This is a genomic window from Curtobacterium sp. BRD11 (assembly GCF_031844345.1).
In the GTDB taxonomy this organism is placed as follows: domain Bacteria; phylum Actinomycetota; class Actinomycetes; order Actinomycetales; family Microbacteriaceae; genus Curtobacterium.
Map to the genome: position 1 here is coordinate 1 of NZ_JAUZUZ010000006.1, position 24,960 is coordinate 24,960.

General features: G+C 72.6%; 22 protein-coding genes and 1 tRNA gene. 4 read left to right on the top strand and 19 right to left on the bottom strand.

The window, feature by feature from the left end; genetic code table 11:
* Nucleotides 1-384: 384 nt before the first annotated feature.
* The 15 genes from tyrS to infC all read right to left on the bottom strand — a co-directional run bounded on the left by tyrS (nucleotide 385) and on the right by infC (nucleotide 16,584).
* Nucleotides 385-1,698 (bottom strand): tyrosine--tRNA ligase, encoded by a 1,314-nt coding sequence (tyrS, locus tag Q9R28_RS13240; RefSeq protein ID WP_311206323.1) that lies wholly within the window; start codon nucleotides 1,696-1,698, stop codon nucleotides 385-387.
* 50 nt (nucleotides 1,699-1,748) lie between these two features.
* The gene (locus tag Q9R28_RS13245) at nucleotides 1,749-2,444 is read right to left on the bottom strand and encodes a DNA-3-methyladenine glycosylase (RefSeq protein ID WP_311206324.1); all 696 of its coding nucleotides are present in this window, start codon (nucleotides 2,442-2,444) and stop codon (nucleotides 1,749-1,751) included.
* Complete coding sequence (gene argH, locus Q9R28_RS13250; RefSeq protein WP_066656404.1) at nucleotides 2,441-3,889, bottom strand: argininosuccinate lyase; 1,449 nt, start codon at nucleotides 3,887-3,889, stop codon at nucleotides 2,441-2,443. Before argH ends, Q9R28_RS13245 begins: the two co-directional genes overlap by 4 nt.
* A 111-nt stretch (nucleotides 3,890-4,000) precedes the next feature.
* Complete coding sequence (locus tag Q9R28_RS13255; RefSeq protein ID WP_311206325.1) at nucleotides 4,001-5,104, bottom strand: argininosuccinate synthase domain-containing protein; 1,104 nt, start codon at nucleotides 5,102-5,104, stop codon at nucleotides 4,001-4,003.
* A gap of 20 nt (nucleotides 5,105-5,124) precedes the next feature.
* On the bottom strand, nucleotides 5,125-6,069 hold the full coding sequence (gene argF / locus Q9R28_RS13260) for an ornithine carbamoyltransferase (protein ID WP_311206326.1): 945 nt from the start codon (nucleotides 6,067-6,069) through the stop codon (nucleotides 5,125-5,127).
* Nucleotides 6,066-7,289: an acetylornithine transaminase gene (locus Q9R28_RS13265; RefSeq protein WP_066656412.1), complete on the bottom strand. Its 1,224-nt coding sequence runs from the start codon at nucleotides 7,287-7,289 to the stop codon at nucleotides 6,066-6,068. The genes argF and Q9R28_RS13265 overlap by 4 nt, the downstream gene beginning before the upstream one ends.
* Nucleotides 7,286-8,350: an acetylglutamate kinase gene (argB, locus tag Q9R28_RS13270; RefSeq protein ID WP_311206327.1), complete on the bottom strand. Its 1,065-nt coding sequence runs from the start codon at nucleotides 8,348-8,350 to the stop codon at nucleotides 7,286-7,288. Before argB ends, Q9R28_RS13265 begins: the two co-directional genes overlap by 4 nt.
* Nucleotides 8,350-9,549: a bifunctional glutamate N-acetyltransferase/amino-acid acetyltransferase ArgJ gene (argJ, locus tag Q9R28_RS13275; RefSeq protein WP_209685492.1), complete on the bottom strand. Its 1,200-nt coding sequence runs from the start codon at nucleotides 9,547-9,549 to the stop codon at nucleotides 8,350-8,352. Before argJ ends, argB begins: the two co-directional genes overlap by 1 nt.
* Nucleotides 9,546-10,643 carry an NAGSA dehydrogenase family protein gene (locus Q9R28_RS13280; protein ID WP_311206328.1) on the bottom strand — a complete coding sequence of 366 codons (1,098 nt, stop codon included), beginning with the start codon at nucleotides 10,641-10,643 and terminating at the stop codon, nucleotides 9,546-9,548. The genes argJ and Q9R28_RS13280 overlap by 4 nt, the downstream gene beginning before the upstream one ends.
* A 74-nt stretch (nucleotides 10,644-10,717) precedes the next feature.
* On the bottom strand, nucleotides 10,718-13,210 hold the full coding sequence (gene pheT / locus Q9R28_RS13285; protein WP_311206329.1) for a phenylalanine--tRNA ligase subunit beta: 2,493 nt from the start codon (nucleotides 13,208-13,210) through the stop codon (nucleotides 10,718-10,720).
* Complete coding sequence (gene pheS / locus Q9R28_RS13290; RefSeq protein WP_311206330.1) at nucleotides 13,210-14,250, bottom strand: phenylalanine--tRNA ligase subunit alpha; 1,041 nt, start codon at nucleotides 14,248-14,250, stop codon at nucleotides 13,210-13,212. Before pheS ends, pheT begins: the two co-directional genes overlap by 1 nt.
* A 71-nt stretch (nucleotides 14,251-14,321) precedes the next feature.
* Nucleotides 14,322-15,185 carry an RNA methyltransferase gene (locus tag Q9R28_RS13295; RefSeq protein WP_209685486.1) on the bottom strand — a complete coding sequence of 288 codons (864 nt, stop codon included), beginning with the start codon at nucleotides 15,183-15,185 and terminating at the stop codon, nucleotides 14,322-14,324.
* Between the two features lie 71 nt (nucleotides 15,186-15,256).
* The gene (gene rplT, locus Q9R28_RS13300; protein ID WP_066656427.1) at nucleotides 15,257-15,640 is read right to left on the bottom strand and encodes a 50S ribosomal protein L20; all 384 of its coding nucleotides are present in this window, start codon (nucleotides 15,638-15,640) and stop codon (nucleotides 15,257-15,259) included.
* A 27-nt stretch (nucleotides 15,641-15,667) separates the two neighbouring features.
* On the bottom strand, nucleotides 15,668-15,862 hold the full coding sequence (rpmI, locus tag Q9R28_RS13305) for a 50S ribosomal protein L35 (protein ID WP_022903519.1): 195 nt from the start codon (nucleotides 15,860-15,862) through the stop codon (nucleotides 15,668-15,670).
* A 62-nt stretch (nucleotides 15,863-15,924) separates the two neighbouring features.
* Entirely contained in the window at nucleotides 15,925-16,584 is a 660-nt protein-coding gene (gene infC / locus Q9R28_RS13310) for a translation initiation factor IF-3 (RefSeq protein ID WP_081985092.1), read from the bottom strand.
* Between the two features lie 387 nt (nucleotides 16,585-16,971).
* Between infC and Q9R28_RS13315 the strand changes: the two genes are divergently transcribed.
* Nucleotides 16,972-17,274, top strand: a complete 303-nt coding sequence (locus Q9R28_RS13315; RefSeq protein ID WP_066658711.1) for a DUF1844 domain-containing protein — start codon at nucleotides 16,972-16,974, stop codon at nucleotides 17,272-17,274.
* Nucleotides 17,275-17,372: 98 nt separating this feature from the next.
* Here the strand turns inward: Q9R28_RS13315 and Q9R28_RS13320 are convergent, their stop codons facing one another.
* The gene (locus Q9R28_RS13320; RefSeq protein WP_311206331.1) at nucleotides 17,373-18,641 is read right to left on the bottom strand and encodes a phosphotransferase; all 1,269 of its coding nucleotides are present in this window, start codon (nucleotides 18,639-18,641) and stop codon (nucleotides 17,373-17,375) included.
* 117 nt (nucleotides 18,642-18,758) lie between these two features.
* Here Q9R28_RS13320 and Q9R28_RS13325 point away from each other — a divergent pair, with 117 nt between their 5' ends.
* Nucleotides 18,759-20,609, top strand: coding sequence for a glycoside hydrolase family 2 TIM barrel-domain containing protein (locus Q9R28_RS13325; RefSeq protein ID WP_311206332.1), 1,851 nt, complete (start codon nucleotides 18,759-18,761; stop codon nucleotides 20,607-20,609).
* 107 nt (nucleotides 20,610-20,716) lie between these two features.
* Here the strand turns inward: Q9R28_RS13325 and Q9R28_RS13330 are convergent, their stop codons facing one another.
* The gene (locus Q9R28_RS13330) at nucleotides 20,717-21,568 is read right to left on the bottom strand and encodes an alpha/beta hydrolase (protein ID WP_311206333.1); all 852 of its coding nucleotides are present in this window, start codon (nucleotides 21,566-21,568) and stop codon (nucleotides 20,717-20,719) included.
* Between the two features lie 121 nt (nucleotides 21,569-21,689).
* Between Q9R28_RS13330 and Q9R28_RS13335 the strand changes: the two genes are divergently transcribed.
* Nucleotides 21,690-22,925, top strand: coding sequence for a hypothetical protein (locus tag Q9R28_RS13335; RefSeq protein WP_311206334.1), 1,236 nt, complete (start codon nucleotides 21,690-21,692; stop codon nucleotides 22,923-22,925).
* A gap of 374 nt (nucleotides 22,926-23,299) precedes the next feature.
* Here Q9R28_RS13335 and Q9R28_RS13340 read toward each other — a convergent pair whose 3' ends face one another.
* A complete protein-coding gene (locus tag Q9R28_RS13340; protein WP_311206335.1) occupies nucleotides 23,300-24,361 on the bottom strand; it encodes an amidase domain-containing protein in 1,062 nt (353 codons plus the stop codon).
* Between the two features lie 74 nt (nucleotides 24,362-24,435).
* On the opposite strand from Q9R28_RS13340, the gene Q9R28_RS13345 reads away from it, so the two are divergent.
* Nucleotides 24,436-24,819: a hypothetical protein gene (locus Q9R28_RS13345; protein WP_311206336.1), complete on the top strand. Its 384-nt coding sequence runs from the start codon at nucleotides 24,436-24,438 to the stop codon at nucleotides 24,817-24,819.
* A gap of 57 nt (nucleotides 24,820-24,876) precedes the next feature.
* On the opposite strand, the gene Q9R28_RS13350 is transcribed toward Q9R28_RS13345, so the two are convergent.
* Nucleotides 24,877-24,952: transfer RNA gene (locus Q9R28_RS13350), tRNA-Ala, on the bottom strand.
* Nucleotides 24,953-24,960 lie beyond the last annotated feature (8 nt).

Sequence of the window (24,960 nt, forward strand, 5' to 3'; positions counted from 1 at the left end):
CCCACTCGACTCCTCGAAGGAGCTCCGCCAGAGGGGCATTGTGTTCTTGGTACCACCGGCATCGCGTCGGACCGAGGTCCTGTGGCTCATCCCGAGGGAGAGGGCCGGTGGAGTAGTCATCCTAAGCGTCGAAGCGATCGAGCACAAGGCTTGATCTGAACTTCGGTGGAGGATGGTCCCGCTTGAGGACGGCAGGCTCTGGGCTCTCGCTCCAGCCGCTCCGCCGCACCTTTGGGGTGACGAGTAAGAACTCTACGCAGCGCTGGGCGGGAGCGCCAACCGCGCCCCACTCCCGGGCGTGTCGCACTGTGCAACTCCTCCGGATGCAGCGGTGCCCGGTCTCCGTCGGGAGACCGGGCACCGGGTGCACCGAGGGTGGATCGATCAGCCGAGCGTGACGCCCGCCAGGGTCTTCTTGCCGCGTCGGAGCACCACGACTCCGCCGGGCAGCGCGAGGCTCGCGAGCTGCGCGGTCGCGTCGTCGGCGCGGAGGTTGTTCACGTACACGCCTCCCTGGTCGACCGCCCGGCGCGCTTCGCCGAGCGACTTCACGAGTCCGGTGTCGACGAGCGCGCGAGCGACGTCGGCCTCGCCCGGCAGCGACACCGTGCCGGGGAGCTCGGCGACCGCGGCACGCAGCGTCGCCTCGTCGAGCGCGGCCAGGTCGCCGTTGCCGAACAGCGCCGCCGAGGCGTCGATCGTCGCCCGGGTCGCCGCCGCTCCGTGCACCAGCGACGTGACCTCGAACGCCAGGGTCCGCTGTGCCTCGCGCCGGAACGGCTCGTCGGCGACCGCCTGCTCGAGTCGACCGATCTCCGCACGATCGAGGAACGTGAACTCGCGCAGCCGGGCGACCACGTCGGCGTCCGCCGTGTTGAGCCAGAACTGGTAGAAGGCGTACGGCGAGGTCATCTCGGCGTCGAGCCAGATCGCGTTGCCCTCGCTCTTGCCGAACTTCGTGCCGTCCGAGTTCGTGATGAGCGGGGTGCCGAGCGCGTGCACGGACACCCCCTCGGTGCGACGGATCAGGTCGGTGCCGGAGGTCAGGTTGCCCCACTGGTCCGAACCGCCGGTCTGCAGCGTGCAGCCGTACTGCCGGTAGAGCTCGCGGTAGTCCAGTCCCTGCAGGATCTGGTAGCTGAACTCGGTGTAGCTGATGCCCGCGTCGGAGTTCAGGCGTGCGGCGACGGCGTCCTTCTTCAGCATGGCGTTCACGCGGAAGTACTTGCCGATGTCGCGCAGGAAGTCGATCGCGGACAGCGGTGCCGTCCAGTCGAGGTTGTTGACGAGCCGCACGCCGTTCTCGCCGTCGGGGCTGAGGAACCGGGACACCTGCGCCTGCAGTCGGCTCACCCACTCGGCGACCGTCTCCGGGGTGTTCAGCGTGCGTTCCGCGGTGGGACGCGGGTCGCCGATCAGGCCGGTCGACCCACCGACGAGCGCCAGCGGCCGGTGCCCGGCGAGCTGCAGCCGGCGCATGGTGAGCAGCTGCAGCAGGTTGCCGCAGTGCAGCGAGGGTGCGGTCGGGTCGAAACCGCAGTAGTACGTGACGGTCCCGCCGTCGAGGGCCTCCTGGAGTGCCGTCTCGTCGGTGGAGACGTGCACCAGACCGCGCCAGCGCAGTTCGTCCCACACCGAGGCGAAGGTGGGGTCGTTCTGCTGGCGTGTCAGGACATCGGGATCGGTTGCGCTGGACACCCGACCATCGTAGCCACCGGGCGACGGCCGGGAGGATCGGCGCGGCCCCGTCAGTCGACCGCGCGCCGGTGCCGTCGGTACGGCGACACCGTCGGGTCACCGGTGCGCCAGGAGCGCCACGGGAAGGACGCGCCGCCGGCGACACCGGCGACGCCGGTGCGCGGTCCGCGCGAGATTCGCCGGACCGGAGCCGTCCTCGCGGGGCCGGCCACCGTCTCGGCGAGCAGCTCCGCGACCACGTCCGCCGGGTCGGCGGAGGCGAGCCGCGCCTCCAGACCGGGTGCGAGCACGAGCCGGAACGGTCCCGAGCCGTCGAGGAGCGACGTGCCGTCGTCCTCGCCGAGCACGGCACCGAGCGCCTGCCCGAGGTTGCCCGGACCGCGGGCCAGGGCGACGTCGGCGACCGACGGACCGCGGCGAGCCCGGGCGACCTCGATGCCGTCGACGACCTCGGCGGCGCGCAGGAGCGAGCCGGACGACGTGCCCTCCGGGCCGCTCACCACGTTCACGCAGGTGTGGATGCCGTACGAGCGGTACGCGTAGAGCGTGCCCGGCGGCCCGAAGAGGTGCCGGTTGCGCGGTGTCGGGCCGCGATGGCCGTGCGACCCCGGGTCGGTCGGGCCCCAGTAGGCCTCGACCTCGGTGATGCGCAGTGTCACACCACGCCCGGTGATCGTCGCGCCGAGCAGCGCCGGCGCGCACACCGGAGCCGGCTCGGCCAGGAGCGCGAGGAGCGCGTCGCTCATCGGGTGAAGGGCGCGCCCTCGGCCAGGTCGTGGACGCGACGGGTCAGGGCGGCGAGCTGCTCGGCGACGCGCTCCGGCGCCGTCCCGCCGACACCGGCGCGCGACGCGACGCTGCCCTCGATGGTCAGGACGCCGCGCACCTCGGGCGTGAGGTGCGCGGACACGGCGCGGTACTCGTCGTCGCCGGGCTCGTCGAGCTCGATCCCGCGCTCCTCGCAGTACCGGACCAGCGCCCCCGAGATCTCGTGCGCGTCGCGGAAGGGCACGCCCTGCCGGACCAGCCACTCCGCGACGTCGGTCGCGAGCGAGAAGCCCTGCGGCGCGAGCTCGGCCATCCGCTCCGTGTCGAAGGCGAGCGTGGCGACCATGCCGGTGAAGGCCGGCAGCAGCACCTCGAGCTGGGCGACCGAGTCGAAGACCGGCTCCTTGTCCTCCTGCAGGTCGCGGTTGTACGCGAGCGGCAGGCCCTTCAAGGTCGTGAGGAGGCCGGTGAGGTTGCCGACGAGCCGACCCGACTTGCCGCGCGCGAGCTCGGCGATGTCGGGGTTCTTCTTCTGCGGCATGATGCTCGACCCGGTCGAGAAGGCGTCGTGCAGCCGGACGAAACCGAACTCCTTCGTGTTCCAGAGGATGATCTCCTCGGCCAGACGGGACACGTCGATGCCCACCTGTGCGAGGACGAACGCGAACTCGGCGACGACGTCGCGGGCTGCCGTGGCGTCGATCGAGTTGTCGGCGGGGCGGGCGAAGCCGAGTTCGTGCGCGATCGCCGTCGGGTCGAGACCGAGCGAGCTGCCCGCGAGGGCGCCGGCCCCGTACGGGCTGACACTCGCACGGTCGGCCCAGTCGCGGAGCCGCTCGAGATCCCGGACGAGCGGCCACGCGTGCGCGAGCAGGTGGTGGGCGAGGAGCACCGGCTGGGCGTGCTGCAGGTGCGTGCGGCCGGGCATGATCGCCGCCGGGTGCTCGCTCGCCTGCTGCGAGATCGCGTCGACGAGGTCGATGACGAGGCGCCCGATCCGCCGGCCGTGGTCGAGCATGTGCATGCGGCCCAGGGTCGCGATCTGGTCGTTGCGGCTCCGGCCGGCGCGGAGCTTGCCGCCGAGTTCCGGGCCGAGGTCGGCGATGAGCAGGCGCTCGAGGGCGCCGTGGACGTCCTCGTCGCCGTCGTCCGGCTGCAGGGAGCCGTCGGCGTGGGCGGTCTCGAGGCGGTCGAGGCCGGCGGTCATGCGCCCGAGCTCGTCCTCGGTCAGGTAGCCGGCGGTGTGCAGGGCACGGGCGTGGGCGCGGGACCCGGCGATGTCGTAGGGGGCCAGCTGCCAGTCGAAGTGCGTCGACCGGGACAGCGCGGCGAGTTCGGCGCTGGGGCCGTCGGCGAAGCGGCCACCCCAGAGGGCGCCCGTGTTCGTGGCGTCGGTCTTGCTGGGCTGCGTCGCGTCGGTCATGTCGTCCTGCCTGGGGGTACGGGTCGGTCGTGCTCGGTTCGTGGGCGGTGCTTCGGGGGGTGGTACTGCGTGGTGCTGGTGGGGGCGGTGCTGCGTGGTGCCGGTGGGGCGTCAGTTCGCGCGGTCGCGCCGCGTGGCCGTCCGCGTCGGTCGGGCCCGGGCGCTCGCGAACGACACGCTGCCGGTGGCCGGTGCCCCGGCCAGCTCGAAGTCGAAGAGGCTCTGCTCCGACCGGCGCCCGGTGACGCTCGCGACCCCGCCGTGCAACCGGAGCCGGACGTCACCGGAGACGTGCCGCTGCGTCTCCTCGATGAAGGCGTCGAGCGCGCGACGGAGTCCGCTCGCCCAGCGACCCTCGTCGACCAGCTCCGCCCACTCGCGGTCCACGCCCTGCTTGCAGCGCAGGACCTCGCGTTCGAGGGTGATCCGTTCGAGGTCCTGGTGCGCGGCCACGAGCGCCGTCGCACCCGGTGTCTCCGCCACACGCCGGGCCTTGCGGCCGTCGAGCAGGTCGACGACCAGGTCGTGCCGACCGACCCCGTGACGGCCGGCGAGGGCGTCGAGCTCGCGCAGCAGCCGGAGGACCGGGAAGCGCTGCCCGTCGAGGGCGACCGGGACGCCGTGCTCGAAGGTCACGGTGACCTCGTCGGGCTCGGTGTCCGGCTGCGCGGAGACGTCCGCCGTCCGCGCCCAGTCCGCAGGTTCGACCGCGGCCCACGGGTCCTCGAGGTCCGGCTCGGTGACGACACGGCCCCACACGTCGTGCTCGGTACCGCCGGCCGGCACGACGGCCGTCGGCACCGGGAGGACCCGGAGGTCGGGATCGTGGCCGGCGATCGTGGTCGTGAGGGCGACCTCGTCCGGGGCGCTCGTGAGGTGCGCGACGGCGACCGCGCCGAGCTGCCGGGCCGTGCGGACCAGGTGGTCGGCGACGATCGGCAGCCGCAGCGCCGGGACGAGCGGGCGACCCGGGCCGCCGGCGTTCGCCCGGACCGCCGCGACGACGTACCGGTCGGCGTACTCGGTCTTCGCGTCGACCACCACGGCGTCCACCGCACCGGCGGCCCGCATCCGGTCCCGCACGGCGTCGACCTCGCGGGACCGACCGCCGAGGTCGACCACCAGGGCCAGGACCTCGTGGTCGACGGCGAAGTGCTCGACGGCTGCCGCCGGGTCCACCCCGGCGGAGCAGGCGACGACGATGCGATCGGTCACGGGACTCCAGTCGAGCGGGGTCAGGCGGCCGGGCTGCCGGTCGCGTTCGCGGCCAGGAGCCAGGCGAGCAGGGCCTTCTGCGCGTGCAGCCGGTTCTCCGCCTCGTCCCAGATGATGCTGCGCGGCCCGTCGATGACCTCGGCGGTCACCTCGAACCCGCGGTCCGCCGGCAGGCAGTGCAGGAACACGGCGTCGGCGGCGGCGTGCCCCATCAGCTCGTCGTCCACCCGGTAGCCCGCGAAGGTGTCGAGTCGGGACTGCTTCTCGTCCTCCTTGCCCATCGACACCCACGTGTCGGTGACCACGACGTCGGCGCCGGCGACCGCCGCCACCGGGTCGGTGACGACCAGGACGGAGCCACCGGTCTCGGCCGCACGACGCTCCGCGTCGGCGACGACCGTGGCGTCCGGGCTGAACGCCGCCGGAGCGGCGACGCGGACGTGCATGCCCGCGGTCGCTCCCGCGAGCAGGTACGACTGCGCCATGTTGCTCGCGCCGTCGCCGATGAACGCCACGGTCTGCCCGGCGAGGGTGCCGCGGTGCTCGCGGATCGTGAGCAGGTCGGCGAGGAGCTGGCACGGGTGGAAGTCGTCCGACAGGGCGTTGACGACCGGGACGCGGGTGCCCGCCGCCATCTCCTCGAGTCCGGACTGGGCGTAGGTGCGCCAGACGATCGCCGACACCATGCGCTCGAGCACGCGGGCGGTGTCCGACGGGGTCTCCTTGCCGCCGAGCTGGCTGTTCGCCGTCGTGATCACGAGCGGGCTGCCGCCGAGGTCGGAGATCCCGACGTGGAAGGACACCCGGGTGCGGGTGGACGACTTGTCGAAGATCACCGCGACGGTCTGCGGCCCGGCGAGGGGCTTCTCGCCCCAGCGGTCACCCTTCATCTGGGCGGCGAGGTCGAGGATCGCGGACTGCTCGGCCTGGGTCAGGTCGTCGTCACGGAGGAAGTGGCGGGTCATGCGGAGGTCTCCTGCTCGGCGGCGACGGCCGCGAGGCTCTGGCCGAGGATCGACACGAACTCGTCGATCTCGGCGTCGGACACGATGAGCGGCGGCGCGATGCGCAGGCTCGACTCGTTCGGGGCGTTGATGATGAGGCCGCGCTCGAGGGCGGCGGCGTTGACGGCGGGGCCGACGGGCGCGGTCAGGCCGACGCCGACGAGCAGGCCCGTGCCCCGGACCTCCTGCACCAGCGGCGAACCGAGGGCCGCGATGCCGGCACGGATGCGCTCGCCCTTGGTGACCGCGCCGGCCACCAGGTCGGCGCGCTCGATCTCCTCGAGCACCGCGTTCGCGACGCGGGTGCCGAGCGGGTTGCCGCCGAAGGTCGAGCCGTGCTGGCCGGCCGAGAACAGCTCGGACGCCCAGCCGAAGGTCACGAGGGCGCCGATCGGGAACCCACCGGCGATGCCCTTCGCGATCGTGACGGCGTCCGGCGTGAACCCGTGGCCCTGGAAGGTGAACCAGTTGCCGGTGCGGCCGACCCCGGTCTGGATCTCGTCGAGGATGAACAGCGCGCCGTGCTCCTCGGTCAGGCGACGCGCGGCCTGCAGGAAGCCCTCGGGCAGGTCGACCACGCCGGCCTCGCCCTTGATCGGCTCGAGGATGAGCGCGGCGACGGTGTCGTCAACGGCCGCCTCGAGCGCCTCGACCGTCGAGTCGATGTGCTCGACGCCGGCGATCATCGGCAGGAAGTCCTCCTGCAGCGCGGGCTTGCCGGTGAGCGCGAGCGCACCCATCGTCCGGCCGTGGAAGCCCTGCTTCAGCGCGAGGATCCGGGTCTTGCGACCGTCCGCACCCTTGTTCAGCCGCGCGAGCTTGAACGCGGCCTCGTTCGCCTCGGCACCGGAGTTGCCGAAGTACACGCGGCCGGCGTCCCCCGCACCGGTGATGCGCTTGAGGCGCTCGGCGAGCTCGAGCTGCGGCGGCGTCGCGAAGTAGTTCGAGACGTGCACGAGCTTCGCCGCCTGGTCGGCGACGGCCTCGACGAGGGCCGGGTGGGCGTGGCCGAGGGAGTTCACCGCGATGCCGGCCAGGAAGTCGAGGTACTCGTTGCCGTCGACGTCCCACACGCGGCAGCCCTGACCGTGGTCGAGCATGATCTTCGGCGGGGTCAGGGATCGCATGAGCGACGCCCCGAACCGGTCGTTCCAGGTCTGGGTGTGCGTCTCGGTGCTCACTGCTCGTTCCCCTTCTGCGTCGTGTCGGTGTCGGTGACGGTGGTGTCGGTGACGGTGGCGTCGATCGCCGCGTGTCGGCCCGGGTCCGCCGCGGACTCGGGCACCCGTCGGCCGACCTCGGCGTGGGTGTTCTGGTTCTCGGTGCGACGGCTCGGGTCCGGGATCACCTCGGTGCCCGCACCGCGCAGGGTGAAGACCTCGAGCAGGATCGAGTGCGGGATCCGCCCGTCGATGATCGTCGCGCCGCCGACCCCGCCGACCACGGCGTCGAGGCACGCGGTCATCTTCGGGATCATCCCCGACTCGAGGCTCGGCAGCAGCGCCCGGAGCTCGTCGACCGCGATCAGGTCGATGATCGAGTCGCGGTCCGGCCAGTTGCGGTAGAGGCCGGGGACGTCCGTCAGCATCATGAGCTTGGCGGCACCGAGCGCGATGGCCAGCGCACCGGCCGCGGCGTCGGCGTTGACGTTCAGCGCCTGGTCCGGGTGGGCGTCGTCGATCGCGATGCTCGACACGATCGGGATGCGTCCGGCCTCGATCGCCGCGAGGACGCCGGACGGGTCGACGTGCGTGATGTCGCCGACGTGGCCGAGGTCGAAGTACTCGCCGTCGACGACGACGCCCTTCTTCTCACCGGTGAACAGCGAGCCGCCGTCGCCGGAGACGCCGACGGCCAGACCGTCACCGTGCTCGTTGACGAGGTCGACGATCTCGCGGTTGACCTCGCCGGCGAGCACGTCGCGGACGACCGTGATCGCCTCGGTCGTCGTCACGCGGTAGCCACCGCGGAACTCGGACGCGATGCCCTGTTCCTTCAGCGCCGCCGAGATCTGCGGCCCACCGCCGTGCACCACGACCGGGTGGAGTCCCGCGTAGCGCAGGTAGACCATGTCCTCGGCGAACGCCCGCTTGAGGTCGTCGTTCACCATGGCGTTGCCGCCGAACTTCACGACGACGGTCTTGCCCGAGAACCGCTTCAGCCACGGCAGGGACTCGATGAGCGTCGCGGCCTTGACGGCGGCGAGCTCGTGCTCTTCTTCCTTGGTCAGGTCGTCGCTCATCAGCTGGAGTACGCGCTGTTCTCGTGGACGTAGTCGTGCGTCAGGTCGTTCGTCAGGATCGTTGCCGCATGCACGCCGACCCCGAGCTCGATCAGGACGTGGGTGTCGCGCGGCGTCAGGTCGACCTCGTCGATCGGCCGGTCCGGGGCGCCGGCGTGGCAGACGCGGACGCCGTTCATGCTGACGTCGACCGCGTACGGGTCGAACTCGGCGTCGGTGGTCCCGATCGCCGCCAGCACGCGGCCCCAGTTCGGGTCGTTGCCGAAGACCGCGGCCTTGAACAGGTTGTTCCGGGCGACACTGCGCCCCACCGTGACGGCCTCGTCCTCGGACACCGCGCCGGTGACCTCGATCGTGATGTCGTGGCTCGCGCCCTCGGCGTCCTGCTGGAGCTGCCGGGCGAGGTCCGCGCACACCGCGGTCAGTGCCTCCTGGAAGTCGCCGACCTCGGGGGTCACCCCGCTCGCACCGGAGGACAGCAGCACGACGGTGTCGTTGGTCGACATGCAGCCGTCCGAGTCGACGCGGTCGAAGGTCACGCGGGTCGCCGCGCGGAGCGCCTGGTCGAGCTGCTCCGCGGTCTGCACGGCGTCGGTCGTGATGACGACGAGCATCGTCGCGAGCCCGGGGGCCAGCATGCCGGCGCCCTTGGCCATGCCGCCGACCGTCCAGCCGTCCTCGGTCACGACGGACTGCTTCGGCGTCGTGTCCGTGGTCATGATCGCGACCGCAGCGTCGGGGCCGCCGTCGGCCGCCAGCGCGGCGCTGGCCAGGTCGACACCGCGCAGCACGCCGTCACGGAACGTCTGGTCACCTCGGCCGATCAGGCCCGTCGAGCAGACGACGACGTCGCCGGCACCGATGCCGAGCGCGGCACCCACCGCCTCCGCCGTCATGTGCGTGGTCTGGAAGCCGAAGGGTCCGGTGAAGCAGTTCGCGCCGCCGGAGTTGAGCACCACGGCCCGGGCGACACCGTCGCCGACGACCTGGCGCGACCAGATCACCGGGTGCGCCTGGGCGCGGTTGCTGGTGAACACGGCGGCCGCGGCCGCGTCGGGGCCGTCGTTCACCACGAGGGCGACGTCGGGCTTCCCGCTCGTCTTGAGTCCGGCGGTGACGCCGGCCGCGCGGAAGCCCGCAGCGGCGGTCACGCCCTGGAGGCCCGTGTCGGGCTGGTCCGTCGAGGTCTCGTCGGTCACGGTGCGACTCCGTCCACGCTGAGGCCGAGGGTCTCGGGGAAGCCCAGGGCGATGTTGGCCGACTGCACGGCCGCGCCGGCGGTGCCCTTGGCCAGGTTGTCGAGGGCGCTCACGGCGACCACCCGGCCCGCGGCCTCGTCCACGGCGATGCCGACGAGCGCGGTGTTCGCGCCGACGGTGTCCGCGGTGCGCGGGAACTCGCCCTCCGGGAGCAGGTGCACGAAGGGCTCGTCGGCGTAGGCCTGTTCCCAGGCGATCCGGACGTCGCGCGCGCTGACACCCGGCGAGAGCCTGGCGGTCGTCGTCGCGAGGATGCCGCGCGACATCGGCACGAGCACGGGCGTGAACGAGATACGGACGTCACCGGCCCCCGCTGTCACGAGGTTCTGCTGGATCTCCGGGATGTGCCGGTGGGTGCCGCCGACCGCGTAGGCGCTCGCGGAGCCCATGATCTCCGAGGCGAGGTAGGTCGTCGCGAGCTTCTTGCCGGCACCGCTCGGCCCGACGCTCAGCACTGCGACGAGGTCGTCCGTCTCGACGAGCCCGGCCTGGACACCCGGCTGGATCCCGAGCGTCACCGCCGTGACGTTGCAGCCCGGCACCGCGATCCGCTTCGTCGCCGCGAGCTCGGTGCGCTGCCGCCCGAGGCCCGCGATGTCGTCGACGTCCCGCCACTCCTCCGCCGTCCCGGGCGCCGGCGCGGCGTGCAGCAGCTCCGGCAGGCCGTAGGTCCACGCGCCGTGGTGCTCGCCGCCGTAGAACGCGTCCCACGCAGCCGGGTCCGCGAGCCGGTGGTCCGCGCCGCAGTCGACGACGAGGGTGTCCTCGTCGAGCTCGGCGGTGATCGCCCCGGACTGCCCGTGCGGCAGCGCGAGGAACACCACGTCGTGTCCGCGCAGGTTCGCCGCCGTCGTCTCGACCAGCGTCAGGTGTGCCAGCGACCGCAGGTGCGGCTGCGTCGCGATGAGCGGCTGCCCCGCGTTCGAGAAGGCCGTCACCGTCCTGACGTCGAACTCTGGGTGGGCGGCGAGCACGCGCAGGAGCTCTCCGCCCGCGTAGCCGGAGGCTCCCGCCACGGCGACGGATACGGACATGGGTTCCACCTTTGGTCGGACTGGTCGTCGAGAGAGTCGGAGGCGGCGGCCCCGGGCGGTGCTGATCCGGTGGATCAGTCGCGCAGGGTCGCCCCGAATCGCTCGCCGGCACGTCGGACGGCGCCGTCACGGGCCTCGGAGGCCTCGGCAGCGGTCAGCGTGCGGTCCGTGGCGCGGAAGCGCAGCGCGAACGTCAGGGACTTCTGTCCCTCGTCCACGCCCGTGCCCCGGTAGTCGTCCACGAGCCGAGCATACTCCAGCAGCTCTCCGGCGCCAGAGCGGACGACGTCCAGCACGTCACCCGCCGGGACGTCGACCGCGACCACGAGGGAGAGGTCCTGCGTCGCCGCCGGGTAGGACACGATCGGCGCCACCGACACGAGCTCCGGTGCCGCGGCGACCAGGGCGTCGAGGTCGAGCTCGACGACGGCGACGACGCGCGGCAGCACCGCGGCCTCGGTGAGGACGGGCAGCAGCTCACCGGCGACACCGACGACGGTGTCACCGACGAGCAGCGCGGCCGCACGCCCCGGGTGCAGGGACGGGTGGCTCGTCTGTGCGACCCGGAGCTCCACACCGACCGCCCAGGCGACGGCCCGGGCGACGTCGAGCGCGTCCGCGATGCCGTAGGGCTCCGGCTGCACGCCGGGCTGCTTCACGACGCGGTTGCCGGTCAGCAACGCCGAGACGTGGAACGGCTGCGGCGGGAGCGACGCGTCGAGCACACCGAGGGTGTCGGGGTCGGGCCGCTCGGCGCCGGCGGGCACGGCGTCGGTGCCGAGCTGCACGTCCGTCGTCGGCAGGAACACGCGCGAGGTCTCGTACAGGGCGACGTCGACGAGGCCGCGGGACACGTTGCGGCGGGCGGCGTCGACGAGCGCGGGGAGCCCGCTGCGACGGAGCAGTGACTGCTCGCTGTCCAGCGCGTTCGCGAGCACGACGCTCGGACCACCGTCGCCGTCGATGCCCGGGTAGGCGTCCTGCGTGGTCTGCGAGACGAACGGAGCGGTGACGACCTCGACGAGGCCGTCCGCTGCGAGGGCGGCGGACACGCGCCGACGGGCCTGCTGGTGCCGGGTCAGACCGCGTCCGGGCGGGGCGATCGGCAGCACGCTCGGGATGCGGTCGTAGCCGACGATGCGGGCCACTTCCTCGACCAGGGTGGTGTCGTCGGTCAGGTCCGGTCGCCAGGACGGCGGCGTGACGACGAGCACCTCGCCGTCGACGTCCACCGTCGCACCGATGGCGCGCAGCGTGTCGATGACCTCGGCGTCGGTGTACTCGACACCGACGAGGTCGGCCGGCCGCGACGCCCGCATCGTGATCGTCGGGCGGGGCTCGGCGTCGACGAGCGTGGAGCCGAGGGTGTCCGCCGTGCCGCCCGCGAGCTCGACGAGGAGCTCGACGGCACGGTTCGCAGCGGCCTCGGCCACGAGCGGGTCGACCCCGCGTTCGAAGCGCTTCGAGGCCTCGCTCGGCAGCTTGTGCCGGCGGGCCGTCCGGGCGATCGATACCTGGTCGAAGCCGGCGGCCTCGATCAGCACGTCGGTCGTCGTGTCCGAGATCTCGGTGCGTGCACCGCCCATCACACCGGCGAGGCCGACGGGGCCGTCGTCGTCGGTGATGACGAGGTCCTCGGGGTCGAGCGTGCGGGTCGTGTCGTCGAGGGTGACGAGGGTCTCCCCCACCGCCGCGCGACGCACGCCGAGGCCACCGCGGACCTTCGCCAGGTCGTAGCCGTGCAGGGGCTGGCCGAGCTCGAACATGACGTAGTTCGTGATGTCGACGGGCAGCGAGATCGAGCGGACGCCGGCCAGCGCCAGGCGGGAGACCATCCACGCCGGGGTCGCCCGGGTCGGGTCGATGCCACGGACGACGCGGGTGACGAAGGTGTGCGCGCCGACACGGCCGCGGACCGGGGCCTGGTCGTCGATCGTGACGCGGAACCCCTCGCCCGAGCGGGGCGTCACACGCGCCGCCGGGTCGCGGAAGCCGGCACCGGTGGCGTGCGCGTACTCGCGGGCGACGCCGCGCATGCTCATCACGTACCCGCGGTCCGGCGTCACGTTGATCTCGACCGCGGCGTCGTCGAGGCCGAGCAGCGCGATCGCGTCGGCCCCGACCTCGGGGTCCATGCCGAGGTCGGCGAAGCGCAGGATGCCGTCGTGCTCGTCGCCGAGGCCGAGCTCACGGGCCGAGGCGATCATGCCGTCGGACACGTGGCCGTACGTCTTGCGCGCGGCGATCGGGAACGGCCCGGGCAGCACGGCGCCGGGCAGCGTCACGACGACGAGGTCGCCCACGTCGAAGTTGTGCGCACCGCAGACGATGCCGCGGGGCTCGGACTCGCCCACGTCGACCTGGCACCAGTTGATCGTCTTGCCGTTCTTCTGCGGCTCGGGCTCGCGCTCGAGCACGCGGCCGACGACGATCGGGCCGGTGAGGTCGTAGGTGTGGACGTCCTCTTCCTCGAAGCCCACCGACACGAGGGCCGCGTGGACGTGCTCGAGGGAGACGTCGTCGGGCAGGTCGACGGACTCGCCGAGCCAACGGAGTGGGACGCGCATCAGACCACCGTTCCGAACTGCTGCGAGAAGCGGATGTCGCCCTCGAGGAAGTCACGCATGTCGTTCAGGCCGTTGCGGAACTGCAGGGTCCGCTCGATGCCCATCCCGAACGCGAAGCCCTGGTACTCGTCCGGGTCGATGCCGGCCGCACGCAGGACGTTGGGGTTCACCATGCCGCAGCCGCCCCACTCGACCCACCGCGCGCCGCCCTTGGCGTTCGGCTGCCAGACGTCCATCTCGGCGCTGGGCTCGGTGAACGGGAAGTAGTTCGGACGCAGGCGGATCTGCGCCCCGGCGCCGAAGACCTGGCGCGCGAAGTGCTCGAGCGTGCCGCGGAGGTGCGCCATCGTCAGGCCCTTGTCGATCGCGATGCCCTCGACCTGGGTGAAGACCGGCAGGTGCGTGGCGTCGAGCTCGTCCGCGCGGTACACGCGTCCCGGGGCGATCACGTAGAGCGGCAGCTCCCGGGACAGCAGGGAGCGCACCTGCACCGGGGAGGTGTGCGTGCGCATGACCAGGTGCCGGTCGACCGGCTCGACGAAGATCGTGTCGGCCATCGCCCGTGCGGGGTGGTCCGGGTCGAAGTTCAGCGCGTCGAAGTTGAACCACTCGTGCTCGAGCTCGGGGCCCTCCGCCACCTCCCACCCCATGCCGACGAAGATGTCGGCGACGGTCTCGTTGAGGACCGAGAGCGGGTGGCGGGAGCCCGGTGCCCGGCGGACCGGCAGGGCGGTGACGTCGACGCGCTCGGACTCGAGCCGGGCGCGTTCCTCGGCCTCTGCGAGGACGGACTCCTGCTCGGCGACCGCCGCGTTGACCCGGCCGCGTGCCTGGCCGACGAGCTTGCCGGCCTCGGCCTTCTGCTCCTTCGGCACGCTGCGCATCGACGCGTTCATCCGCGCGAGCGTCGACTGCTCGCCGGTGTGCTCCGCCCTGGCCTGCTTCAGCTCGGCCACGGTCGTCGTCGCGCGGACCGCGGCGAGGGCCCGGTCGACCGCGTCGGCGACGGCCGCTTCGCTGATCTCGAGGTGTTCTGACACGAGGCCCAAGCCTACCGGCCCCCGGGATACCGCCGTCCTGCACTGGACGGACGGTGCCGGAGCAGGACGGGTCAGCGCGCTGTGGAGGAGGACGCCACCCGCTGCGCGAACGCCGACTCGTACAGGCACACCGACGCGGCCGTCGCCAGGTTCATCGACTCGGCCCGACCGTAGATCGGAACCTTCACGGCCCGGTCGACGAGCGCCAGGTCCTCCGCCGTGAGCCCCCGGGCCTCGTTGCCGAAGACCCACGCGGTCGGCCCGTCGAGCATGCCGTCGGCCCGGACGTCCGGCAGGTCGTCGCCGGAGACGTCGGCCGCGAGGACCGTGTACCCGAGGGCCTTCGCGCGTGCGACGGCGTCGGCGAGCGTCACGCCCACCGAGACCGGCACGTGGAACAGCGAGCCCGTGGTGGACCGCACCACCTTCGGGTTGTAGGGGTCGACCGAACGACCGGTCAGCACGACCGCGTCGGCGCCCGCCGCGTCGGCGGCGCGGATGATCGTGCCGGCGTTCCCCGGGTCCCGGACCTGCTCGAGGATCGCGACCAGCCCGGGCAGCGTGCCGTCCGTGGCGGACGCGCCCTGCGCCTCCAGGCCGGGTCCGGCGTCCGGGAAGACGTCCTTCACCGACGTCGGGAACTGCTGGCACACCGCGACGACCCCCTGCGGCGTGACGGTGTCCGCCATCGTGTCGAGCACCTGCTCGGTGACGAACCACGTGTCGACCGGTGCGTCGTCGAGCCCGTACCGTGCGGCGGCGGTCGGCGTCACGTAGAGCTCGCGGAGCAGCTCCGGGCGGTACTCGATCGCCTCGCGCACGGCCTGCGGGCCCTCGAGCAGGAAGAGTCCGGTGTCGGCACGGACGTCCTTCTTGGCGAGTGCCGCGACGGCCTTGACGCGTCCGGACTTCGGGTTCTCGAGGAGATCGCTCACGCGTCAAGTGTCGCAGCATGCACGAAGCCCCCGCTCCGTGGACGGAACGGGGGCTTCGGGAGCTGGCGTGACTACGCGGCCTTGGGGGCCGAGGTGTCGGCCGGCAGGGCCTTCTTGGCGGTCTCGACGAGCGCCGCGAACGTCTCGGGGTTGTTCACCGCGAGGTCCGCGAGGATGCGACGGTCGACCTCGACGCCGGCCAGGGAGAGGCCCTGGATGAGGCGGTTGTAGGTCAGGCCGTTCGCACGCGACGCGGCGTTGATGCGCTGGATCCACAGGCGACGGAACTCGCCCTTCTTCGCGTGACGGTCACGGTACGCGTAGACGAGGGAGTGGGTGACCTGCTCCTTCGCCTTGCGGTACAGGCGCGAACGCTGGCCGCGGTAGCCCTCGGCGCGCTCGAGGATGACGCGACGCTTCTTGGCGGCGTTGACCGCTCTCTTGACACGTGCCATTGATCTGTTCCTTTACGTTCCGCCGGCTCAGTGGCCGAGAAGCTTCTTGACGTTCTTGGCGTCGGCCTTCGCGAGGACCTGGTCCTCGTTGAGGCGGGCCTTGCGCTTGGCGCTCTTGACCTCGAGGTTGTGACGCATACCGGCCTGCTGCTTCATGATCTTGCCGCTGCCGGTGACCTTGAAGCGCTTCTTCGACCCGGAGTGGGTCTTCTGCTTGGGCATCGTGGTGCCTTTCCGTGGGGTGGGTGGGGAGCCGCGTCGTCGCGGGGTGGTCCGGGGAGGACCTATTCGGCGGGAGCCTCGGCCGGCGCGGACTCGGTGGCCTCGTCGGCCTCCTTGCCCTTCGCCGCGTGCTCCGACGCACGACGCTCGGCCTTCTGCGCAGCACGCTTCGCGTTCTGCTCGCCCTTGACGTCGGACTTGTTCTTGAGGGGGGCGATGATCATCGTCATGTTGCGGCCGTCCTGGGTCGGACGCGACTCGACGACGCCGAACTCGGCGATCTCCTCGGCGAACTTCTGGAGGAGACGGACACCCTGCTCCGGACGCGACTGCTCGCGCCCACGGAAGAGGATCATCGCCTTCACCTTGTCGCCGCCGAGGAGGAAGCCCTCGGCGCGCTTGCGCTTGGTCTCGTAGTCGTGCACGTCGATCTTCAGGCGGAACCGGACCTCCTTGAGGTCGGTGTTCACCTGGTTGCGGCGCGCTTCCTTGGCCTTCTGCGCTGCCTCGTACTTGAACTTGCCGTAGTCCATGATCTTGGCCACGGGCGGCTTCGAGTTCGGGGCGACCTCGACCAGATCCAGTTCGGCTTCCTGCGCGAGACGCAGAGCCATGGCGATCGGGACAACGCCGACCTGCTCACCCTGGGGGCCGACGAGTCGGACCTCGGGAACGCGGATTCGGTCGTTGGTGCGGGGATCGGTGATGCGGAGCTCCTTCAATCAAGTGGTGGCCGTCCGGCGCTGCTGCGCTGGACGACGGCACGAGAGAGGAGATCTGACGCACGGATCGGAACCCGTTCGGCAGCCGCCCGACACCGGCCCCGCGGGGCTGGCCTGCCGGGACGCGGTGCGGTCTGACGATCGCACTGCTGACCCGACGGAGCGGTTGGGACCCGGTAGCCTGTGGTGCACGGCCGCGGGTGGGAGAGACTCCTCTTCTACGACGCCGTCCGGGGCTCGGTCCGACTCCTGTGGAGACGATCTGGGCACACGGGCAGCATCTGCCGCCGATGAGTCTAGCAGAGGAGCACCGTGCCCGACACCCCCGAGAACGACACCCCGCAGGTCACGCAGGACGAGACCGCAGCCGGCGGCGAGGCCCGCGACATCGCCGAGGTGCCCGCGGTCGAGCTCATCAACACCGTCGCCGTGCACCTGCTCAGCGCAGCCGCCGTGAAGGTGGGGCTCGCCGACGACCCGCAGGAGCAGACCGACCTCGACGAGGCGCGGAAGCTCATCACGGCCCTCGCCGGGCTCGTGACGGCAGCGGCCACCGAGATCGGCGACCACCACGCCCGTCCGCTCCGCGACGGACTGCGCTCGGTCCAGCTCGCGTTCCGCGAGGCGTCGAGCATCCCGGACGCGCCGGGCAAGGGGCCGGGCGAGAAGTACACGGGCCCCGTCAACTGACGACGACGGTCGTCGTCACCACGTGACGGACGGGAGGCGCGGTGTCGGCCGGCACCGCGCCTCCCGTCCGTCAGCGGGTCACGCCGGGGGTCGGAGGATCAGGCCGCGCCGTCCGCCGCCAGCCGCGCGACCGCAGCCAGCGGGATGCCGGCCCAGTCGGGCCGGTTCCGCGTCTCGTAGACCACCTCGTACACGGCCTTGTCGAGCTCGAACGCGTCGAGCAGTGCGCGGTGGTCGGTCAGGTCGTCACCGGTCCCCCGGCGGTACCCGTCGAGGAACGCCTGCCGTGCCGCCTGCGCCCAGGCACCCGCGTCGACGAACTCGGCGTCGTGCGCGAGCGCGCCGGCGACGTAGTCGAAGGACCGGAGCATCCCGGCGACGTCGCGGAGCGTCGAGTCGGGCAGCGACCGCTCGGCGAGCGGGCGGAGCGGCTCGCCCTCGAAGTCGAGGAACACCCACCCTCGGGGCTCGGGCGCGGCGAGCACCTGCCCGAGGTGCAGGTCACCGTGGATGCGCTGCAGGTCCGGCCAGTGCGACGCGGCGGCACGGTCGTACACGGCACGGATCGCGTCGACGTGCGGCTCGACGGTCGGGGCCTCGCGCACGGCGGCGTCGAGCCGGCCGCGCATCGTCGCGATCGCAGCGTCCCGTCGTGCATCGTCGGCGGGCTCGGTCGGCAGGGCGGTGGCGAGCGTGCGGTGCACCTCGGCGAGCGCCTCGCCGAGCGCGGCGGCCTGCTCGTCCCACGGGGTGCCGGTCCTGGCGTCGCGGAGGGCCACGCGCCAGGCGTCCTCGAGGCCGGGCAGGAACTCCTGGGCGAACGCGAGGTGTCCGGTGGCCGTGCCGTCGGGACGGCCGGGGTCGGGCCAGCTCGCCTGCTGGGCGCCGTACACGGTCGGCACGCGGGAGCTGCCCGCGGCGGAGAGTGCGAGCTGCGTGGTGACGTCGGGGTTGTCACCGTGGTGGAGCACCCGGAAGACCTTGGTGATGACCCGGTCACCGGACGCTGTGTCGCAGATGACGGAGGTGTTCGACTGCTCGCCGGACAGCACCCGGGACGCGGTGACCTCGCCGATCGGCCGGAGGCTCGAGGGGTCGGCGTCGATGCGCGCCGCGAGCTGCTGCACCCAGTCGGTGTCGGTGGTGGCGTCGACCGGGTCGACGGCTCCTCCGCCGGGGCCCGCGACGACCGGCACCTGGTAGAGGACGGGCCCGGTCGTGGCGTCGTCGAGGACCAACCGCGTGCCGTCGGTCTCGGCGATGGTGTGCAGCGCCGGGGTCCCACCCTTCGCGGCATACCAGCGCTGGCGTGCGATCCAGCCCTCCAGCGTGCGGTCGTCGACGTGCTCGGGTGCCTCGGCGCTCATGCAGCGAACGGTACGCGCCGGTCCCGGGGCGCGCCCCGAGTCGTGGCGCACCGGTTGGCCCGCACCGGTTGGCCCGCACCGCTTTACAACGATGTACGGAGCGGCGAGCATGGACGCATGACCTCGCTCGACGGCACCGTCGCCGCCCTCCTGCCCCCGCTCCCTCGCGCCTCCGACCAGGACGGCTCGTACCCCCGACCGCAGATGCTGCGCGGCGCGTGGGCCGACCTCGACGGGACGTGGTCGTTCCGGAACACGGGCGACGACCCGACCTGGCGCTCCGGGTTCCCGGACGCCCGGGACATCACGGTGCCGTTCCCACCCGAGTCGCCGGCGTCGGGCATCGACGAGCCCGGGTTCCACCCCGTGGTCTGGTACGCCCGGACGATCACGCGCGCCGAGCTCGACGCCGCCGGGTACGGCGACGCGGCACCCCGGCTCCTGCTGCACTTCGGCGCCGTCGACCACCGCGCGCGGGTCTGGGTCGACGGGCAGTTCATCGGCGAGCACGAGGGCGGACACACCCCCTTCACGCTCGACGTGACCGAGGCGCTCGGCACCGAGCCGGACGCGACGCACACCCTGGTCGTCCGCGCCGAGGACGACCCCCACGACGTCACCCAGCCGCGCGGCAAGCAGGACTGGCACGAGCACCCGCACGCCATCTGGTACCGCCGCACGACCGGGATCTGGCAGACCGTCTGGCTCGAGGCCGTGCCGACCGCGTCGATCGGGGCCCTGCGCTGGACGAACGTCGACCACGCGACGGTGCGGCTGACCGTCCGGCTCGCCGGGGAGCGCCCCGCCGGCGCGCGGGTCCGCGTCGCGGCGCACTGGTCCGAGGGCGACGAGGACCTGGCGACCGTCGAGACGGTCGTGCCCGTGACCGCGCACGAGGTCGAGGTCGTCGTGCCCGTCGCCCGGCAGCAGAACGGTCAGGCCGAGGACGAGCTGGTGTGGTCCCCCGAGACCCCGCGCCTGGTCGACGCGGTCGTCACGCTGCTGCCGGCCGAGGGCGACGTGCCCCTGGACGCCGTGTCGTCGTACTTCGGCGTCCGCACCGTGGGCATCGACGGCGGCGCCTTCCTGCTGAACGGCCGCGCCTACGACGTCCGCAGTGTCCTCAACCAGGGCTACTGGCCGGAGTCGCACCTCGCAGCACCATCACGGCAGGCCCTGCGCCGCGAGGTCGAGCTCATCAAGGAGCTCGGTTTCACCGCCGCGCGGAACCACCAGAAGATCGAGGACCCGCGGTTCCTGTACTGGGCGGACCGGCTGGGGCTGCTCGTCTGGGGTGAGGCACCCGGCGCGTACGCGTTCTCCCCGCTCGCCGTGCAGCGGCTCGTGCGGGAGTGGATGGACGCCGTCGAACGCGACGCCTCGCACCCGTCGATCGTCACCTGGGTGCCGGCGAACGAGAGCTGGGGCGTGCAGCACATCGCGACGGACCCGGCGCAGCAGGCCTACGCCCGATCACTCGCCGACGTCACCCGGGCGCTCGACCCCACCCGGCCGGTGGTCTCGAACGACGGCTGGGAGCACACGAACTCCGACATCGTCACCGTGCACGACTACGAGGGCGACGGCCCCCGGCTCGCCGCGACCTACACCGACGACGCCGCACGGACGGCACTGCTCGGTGGGCGCGGGCCCGCTGATCGTCGGATCCTGGTGGGCGGCGCGACGGACCAGGGGCAGCCGGTCATGCTGACGGAGTTCGGCGGCGTGGACTTCCAGCCCGGGGCGAAGCGCGAGGACGGGTGGGGCTACACCTCGGCCGTCGACGGCGACGACTGGGTGGCGCGGATCACGGCGCTCTACGACGGCGTCCGGGCGAGCTCGTTCCTGGCCGGTTCGTGCTGGACGCAGCTGACGGACACGATGCAGGAGACGAACGGCCTGCTGAACGCCGACCGCACCCCGAAGGTCCCGATCGAGCGCATCCGCGCCGCGGTCACCGGGCGCTGAGGCCGCGGTCGGCACCCCGCGACCCGCGGAACGCAACGTGGGCGGTCCTGCGCAGCGGTACACCGCTGCGAGGAACCGCCCACGTTGCGTCTTGCGGAGCGGGGAGGTCAGGACGCCAGGAAGCGCAGGACCGCCTCGTTCCACTCGTCCTTGTGCGAGGCGAGCACACCGTGCGGGCCACCCTCGATGACGTGGGTCTGCGCGTTCGGGATGGCCGCCGCGGTGCGCTGACCGGACGCCTCGAACGGCACGATCCCGTCCGAGTCGCCGTGGATGACGAGCGTCGGGACGTCGACCTTCGTCAGGTCGTCGCGGAAGTCCGTCGTCGCGAAGGCGGCCGTGCAGTCGAGCGTGCCCTTCGGCGAGGCGAGCTCGGCGATCGCCAGGTCGTAGGCGCGCTGGTCCTCGCTGACGAGCGGCTTCTTGAGCAGGCCCGGCTCGCCGCCCGGCGTGTAGAACATGTCGACGAACTGGTGCAGGAACGCCGGACGGTCGCCCGTGATGCCGTTCGCGAACCAGTCGGCGAGGTCCTGGTCGACCGCGCCGTCCGGGTTGTCGTCCGACTTCCACAGGTACGGCGGCACCGCGCTGGCGAAGACGAGCTTCTTGATCTTCGCGGTGCCGTAGGTCGAGACGTAGCGAGCGAGCTCGCCGCCGCCCATCGAGAACCCGATGAGGGTGACGTTCGTCAGGTCGAGCTCGGTGATGAGCTTGTCGAGGTCCGCGGCGAACGTGTCGTAGTCGTAGCCGCCCCACGGCTGCGACGACTGCCCGAACCCGCGGCGGTCGTAGGCGATGACCCGGTGACCGGCCTCGACGAGTGCCGGGACCTGGCCCTCCCACGAGCGGCCGGACAGCGGCCAGCCGTGGATCAGGACGACCGGGTCGCCCGCGCCGAGGTCGTCGTAGTGGAGCTCGATGTCGTGGCCGTTCTCGGCGCCGACGGTGACGAAGGGCATGCTTCCTCCTGTTGGTGGTTTCCAGGGAACGTGCCCGATACAACGCCCGTCGCCCGGACGGATCCTGGAGGTGCGGTGACCGGACAGCGGGCGGCGGCTGCGGAGGTGGGAGACTCGGGCGGTGACCGACCTGGCGGAGACGACCCGTGCCTCCCGGCCGGGGCTGCCGTCCCGCGTCCGTCGTCTGCTCACGGTCGGCCTGGAGGGACGGCACGGCGGGTGGACCGCTCCGCTCGTCGTGTGGCTGGCTTCCCGCATGGTCAGCACCGTCCTGCTGCTCACGGTCTGGCTGCTCGCCACCGCGCACGGGTGGCGGTTCGCGTCGGTCCGACGCGAGGGGACGTTCACGGCGTTCCTCGGGTCGTGGGACGCGTCGTTCTACCGGACCATCGCCGAGCACGGCTACCCGACGACGCTGCCCACCGACGCGGCGGGTCACGTGCTGCCGAACCCGTGGGCCTTCCTGCCGGTGTTCCCGGCGCTCGCACGGTTCGTCCAGCCGCTCGTCGGCGGGTCCTTCTGGGCCGCAGGCGTGCTCGTCGCCACGCTCGCGGGCGCCGGCACGTGCATCGTGCTCTGGCGTCTCGTACGCGCGGTGACCGACGACCGGCGGGCGACCCGGGCGACGGCGCTCTTCGCGTTCGCACCGACGGGGTTCCTGCTGCAGGTGGCGTACGCCGAGAGCACCTTCCTGCTGCTGTTCTTCGGCGCACTGCTCGCCCTGGTGCGCCGGCGGTACTGGCTCGTGCTGCCGATCGGGCTCGTCGCGGCGTTCACGAAGCCGGGGGTGCTCGCGCTCGCGGTGGCCCTCGCGGTGCACCTGGTCGTGCGGGTCGTCCGGGAGCGCCGGGCGCTGCCGGTGCGGGACGCCGTGGCGATCGTCCTCGCGGGGCTCGGGGTCGCGGCGGCGGGGCTGGCGTGGCCCGTCGTGGCGACGGCGGCGACCGGACGGCCGGACGCGTACCTCGCGACCGAGCTGTCGTGGTGGGTCGGGTTCGTCGGCCGGCAGCACTTCGCGCCGCTCACGCCGTGGTTCACGATGGCCTCCACGTGGCTCGGCCCGCTCGGCGTCGTGCTCGTGGTCGTGGTCCTCGCCGGGGCGGTGTGGTCCTGGACCCGACCGGGCGTGCGGGCGCTCGGCGTCGACGTCGTGTCGTTCACCGCGGCGTACGCGCTGTACCTGGTGGCCGTGTTCCTGCCGCAGCAGAGCCTGCCGCGCCTGCTGATGCCGACGGCACCGCTGCTCGGGGCCGACGTGTTCACGGGGTCACGGCGACGGACGACCGTGTGGCTGGTCGTCGGGGTGTGCCTGCAGCCCGTCGCGATCGTGCTGCTCTGGTTCCTCGGGTACCCGTGAGCGTCGGCGCGGCGGCCGGGGCGCGGCGCAGCGGCCAGGGCGCGGCGCCGCGTCACGTCGCGTCGCGGCGGCCGGGCAGCCGGGGCGCGGCGTCGCGTCGCGGCGGCCGGGGCCGCCGGGGCGCGGCGTCGCGTCGCGTCGCGGCGGCCCGTCGGAACGCGGTGTCGGGTGCCGCCGCACAACTGCGAGCACCTCGCGCCACGTGATCACGTGGCGCGAGGTGCTCCCGGTTGTGCGCACGACCGGCGCCGGCGCGACGCGATCGGCCGGCATGACCGGCGCCGGCGCAACGCGATCGGCCCGCGGGACCGGCGCCGACCGGCGCCGACCGGCGCCGACGGGGCGGCAGGGCGGGTGACCGCGCCGCGTCGCCGCTACGCGTCGAACGTGTGGAACCAGGCCGTGCCGCCGGGGTGCTGCACGGTGATCATCTCGTCCAGGTCGCGGTAGGGCCCGTCCTGGTTGTGGCTCGCCGACTTGATGCGGACCGTGCCGTCGGGCTCCGTGAACACCTCGGACACGATCGTCACGTGGTCGGGCGATCGGTTGTCGTTCCAGTCGTAGAACACGATGTCGCCGACCTTGACCTTGCTGCGCTCGTCGAGGGAGCGTCGCGTCAACCCGAAGGTCGCCGCGTTCGCCGTCATCCACGGGTCCATCGCCGGGCAGTACGTCCACGTGGCGCTGTGCTGCGCGCCGCCGGACCGGCTGTACCAGTCGTCGCGCTGTTCCCACCCACGGGCGATCAGCGTCTGGCTGACGTAGTTCGCGCAGTCCCCGCCGATCGGGTTCATCGTGCCGTACTCGGCGAGGTTGTAGTCCGCCCAGTACCGCATCGCGTACTCGAGCTGCCGGTCGACGTCCGTCAGTGCCGCGTAGGCCACCGAGGTCGTCGCGACCGCGGTCGAGGCGTCCGGGACCGGCGCGGCCGTCGGGGTCGGCGTCGCGGTGGCCTGGTCCTGCGTGGCGCCGGCCTGCCCGTCGTTGGCGGCACTGCCGTTGCCGTCCGACGACCGGTTCGCCGACGGGCTCGGCTCGATCGCCGACGTGAAGAGCGCGACGTCAGCCGACCCCGCCGTGTACATCGCCTGGTGCGGCGCCGTGAAGGTCACGGTCGTCGCCGAGGCCTGCACGTCCCGCGCCGCGACCCCGCCGACCGTGACCCCCTGCACCGCGGCGAGGCCGGTCCCCGTGACCGTCACCGTGACACCACCGGCGAGCGGCACCTGCGCCGGCTCGACCGCGGTCGCCGCGGGGCGGGCGCTCGACGAGCCGGAGGGCGACGACCCGGGCGACGCGCCGCTCGGCCCGTCGCCGGCGCGGGTGGTCGCGCCCGACGACGCGTCGTCGGCGCGGGAGCAGGCCGCGACGGCGACCCCGATGCCGGCGACGCCGGCGAGCGACAGCAGGGAACGGCGCGTGAACGAGGCAGTCATGACCGGACCAGGGTAGGCGACGGTACGGCAGGATCGCTGGCAGCACACCATCCACCGGAAGGATCGACCCGCACATGCCCGAGAGCCACGACTTCTTCGTCGCCGCCGACCCCGAGTCCACCCGCACGATCGTCCGTGACGCCCTCGTCCGCGAGTGCTACACGATCACCGACGGCGACCAGGGCACGCTGCTGGGCACCCGCGGCAGCCTGGGCCTCACCCTGCTCGTCGGCGGCTTCCTGAACGACCGTACGTTCCACACCCGGCTCGACGTGCAGCTGATGGTCGCGCCCGACGGCCGGACCGTCGCGCGACTGCTCCGCGGCTCGGGCCGGTCCGCGGTCAAGGGCGGCGCACTCGGCGTGGCCCGCGGCAACCGAGCGTTCGAGCAGGCCGCGAACGCGATCCACGCGTCGCTCGCGCAGGCCGGCGTCCTGACGGACAGCGTGCCGAGCTGACGCGCTCGCGGAGGAACGACGAAGGGCCACCCGATCGGGTGGCCCTTCGCTGCTGCTTGGTGGAGCTAAGGGGATTCGAACCCCTGACCTTCTCATTGCGAACGAGACGCGCTACCAACTGCGCCATAGCCCCAAGTGCTC

What these genes read in the sequence shown, in the direction of transcription:
- rplT (WP_066656427.1), bottom strand. Translation starts at nt 15,640, where the DNA reads ATGGCACGTGTCAAGAGAGCGGTCAACGCCGCCAAGAAGCGTCGCGTC.
- Q9R28_RS13280 (WP_311206328.1), bottom strand. Translation starts at nt 10,643, where the DNA reads ATGTCCGTATCCGTCGCCGTGGCGGGAGCCTCCGGCTACGCGGGCGGA.
- Q9R28_RS13245 (WP_311206324.1), bottom strand. Translation starts at nt 2,444, where the DNA reads ATGAGCGACGCGCTCCTCGCGCTCCTGGCCGAGCCGGCTCCGGTGTGC.
- Q9R28_RS13320 (WP_311206331.1), bottom strand. Translation starts at nt 18,641, where the DNA reads ATGAGCGCCGAGGCACCCGAGCACGTCGACGACCGCACGCTGGAGGGC.
- rpmI (WP_022903519.1), bottom strand. Translation starts at nt 15,862, where the DNA reads ATGCCCAAGCAGAAGACCCACTCCGGGTCGAAGAAGCGCTTCAAGGTC.
- Q9R28_RS13340 (WP_311206335.1), bottom strand. Translation starts at nt 24,361, where the DNA reads ATGACTGCCTCGTTCACGCGCCGTTCCCTGCTGTCGCTCGCCGGCGTC.
- argF (WP_311206326.1), bottom strand. Translation starts at nt 6,069, where the DNA reads ATGACCCGCCACTTCCTCCGTGACGACGACCTGACCCAGGCCGAGCAG.
- argH (WP_066656404.1), bottom strand. Translation starts at nt 3,889, where the DNA reads ATGACCGACGCGACGCAGCCCAGCAAGACCGACGCCACGAACACGGGC.
- pheT (WP_311206329.1), bottom strand. Translation starts at nt 13,210, where the DNA reads ATGCGCGTCCCACTCCGTTGGCTCGGCGAGTCCGTCGACCTGCCCGAC.
- Q9R28_RS13330 (WP_311206333.1), bottom strand. Translation starts at nt 21,568, where the DNA reads ATGCCCTTCGTCACCGTCGGCGCCGAGAACGGCCACGACATCGAGCTC.
- Q9R28_RS13345 (WP_311206336.1), top strand. Translation starts at nt 24,436, where the DNA reads ATGCCCGAGAGCCACGACTTCTTCGTCGCCGCCGACCCCGAGTCCACC.
- Q9R28_RS13325 (WP_311206332.1), top strand. Translation starts at nt 18,759, where the DNA reads ATGACCTCGCTCGACGGCACCGTCGCCGCCCTCCTGCCCCCGCTCCCT.
- argB (WP_311206327.1), bottom strand. Translation starts at nt 8,350, where the DNA reads ATGAGCGACGACCTGACCAAGGAAGAAGAGCACGAGCTCGCCGCCGTC.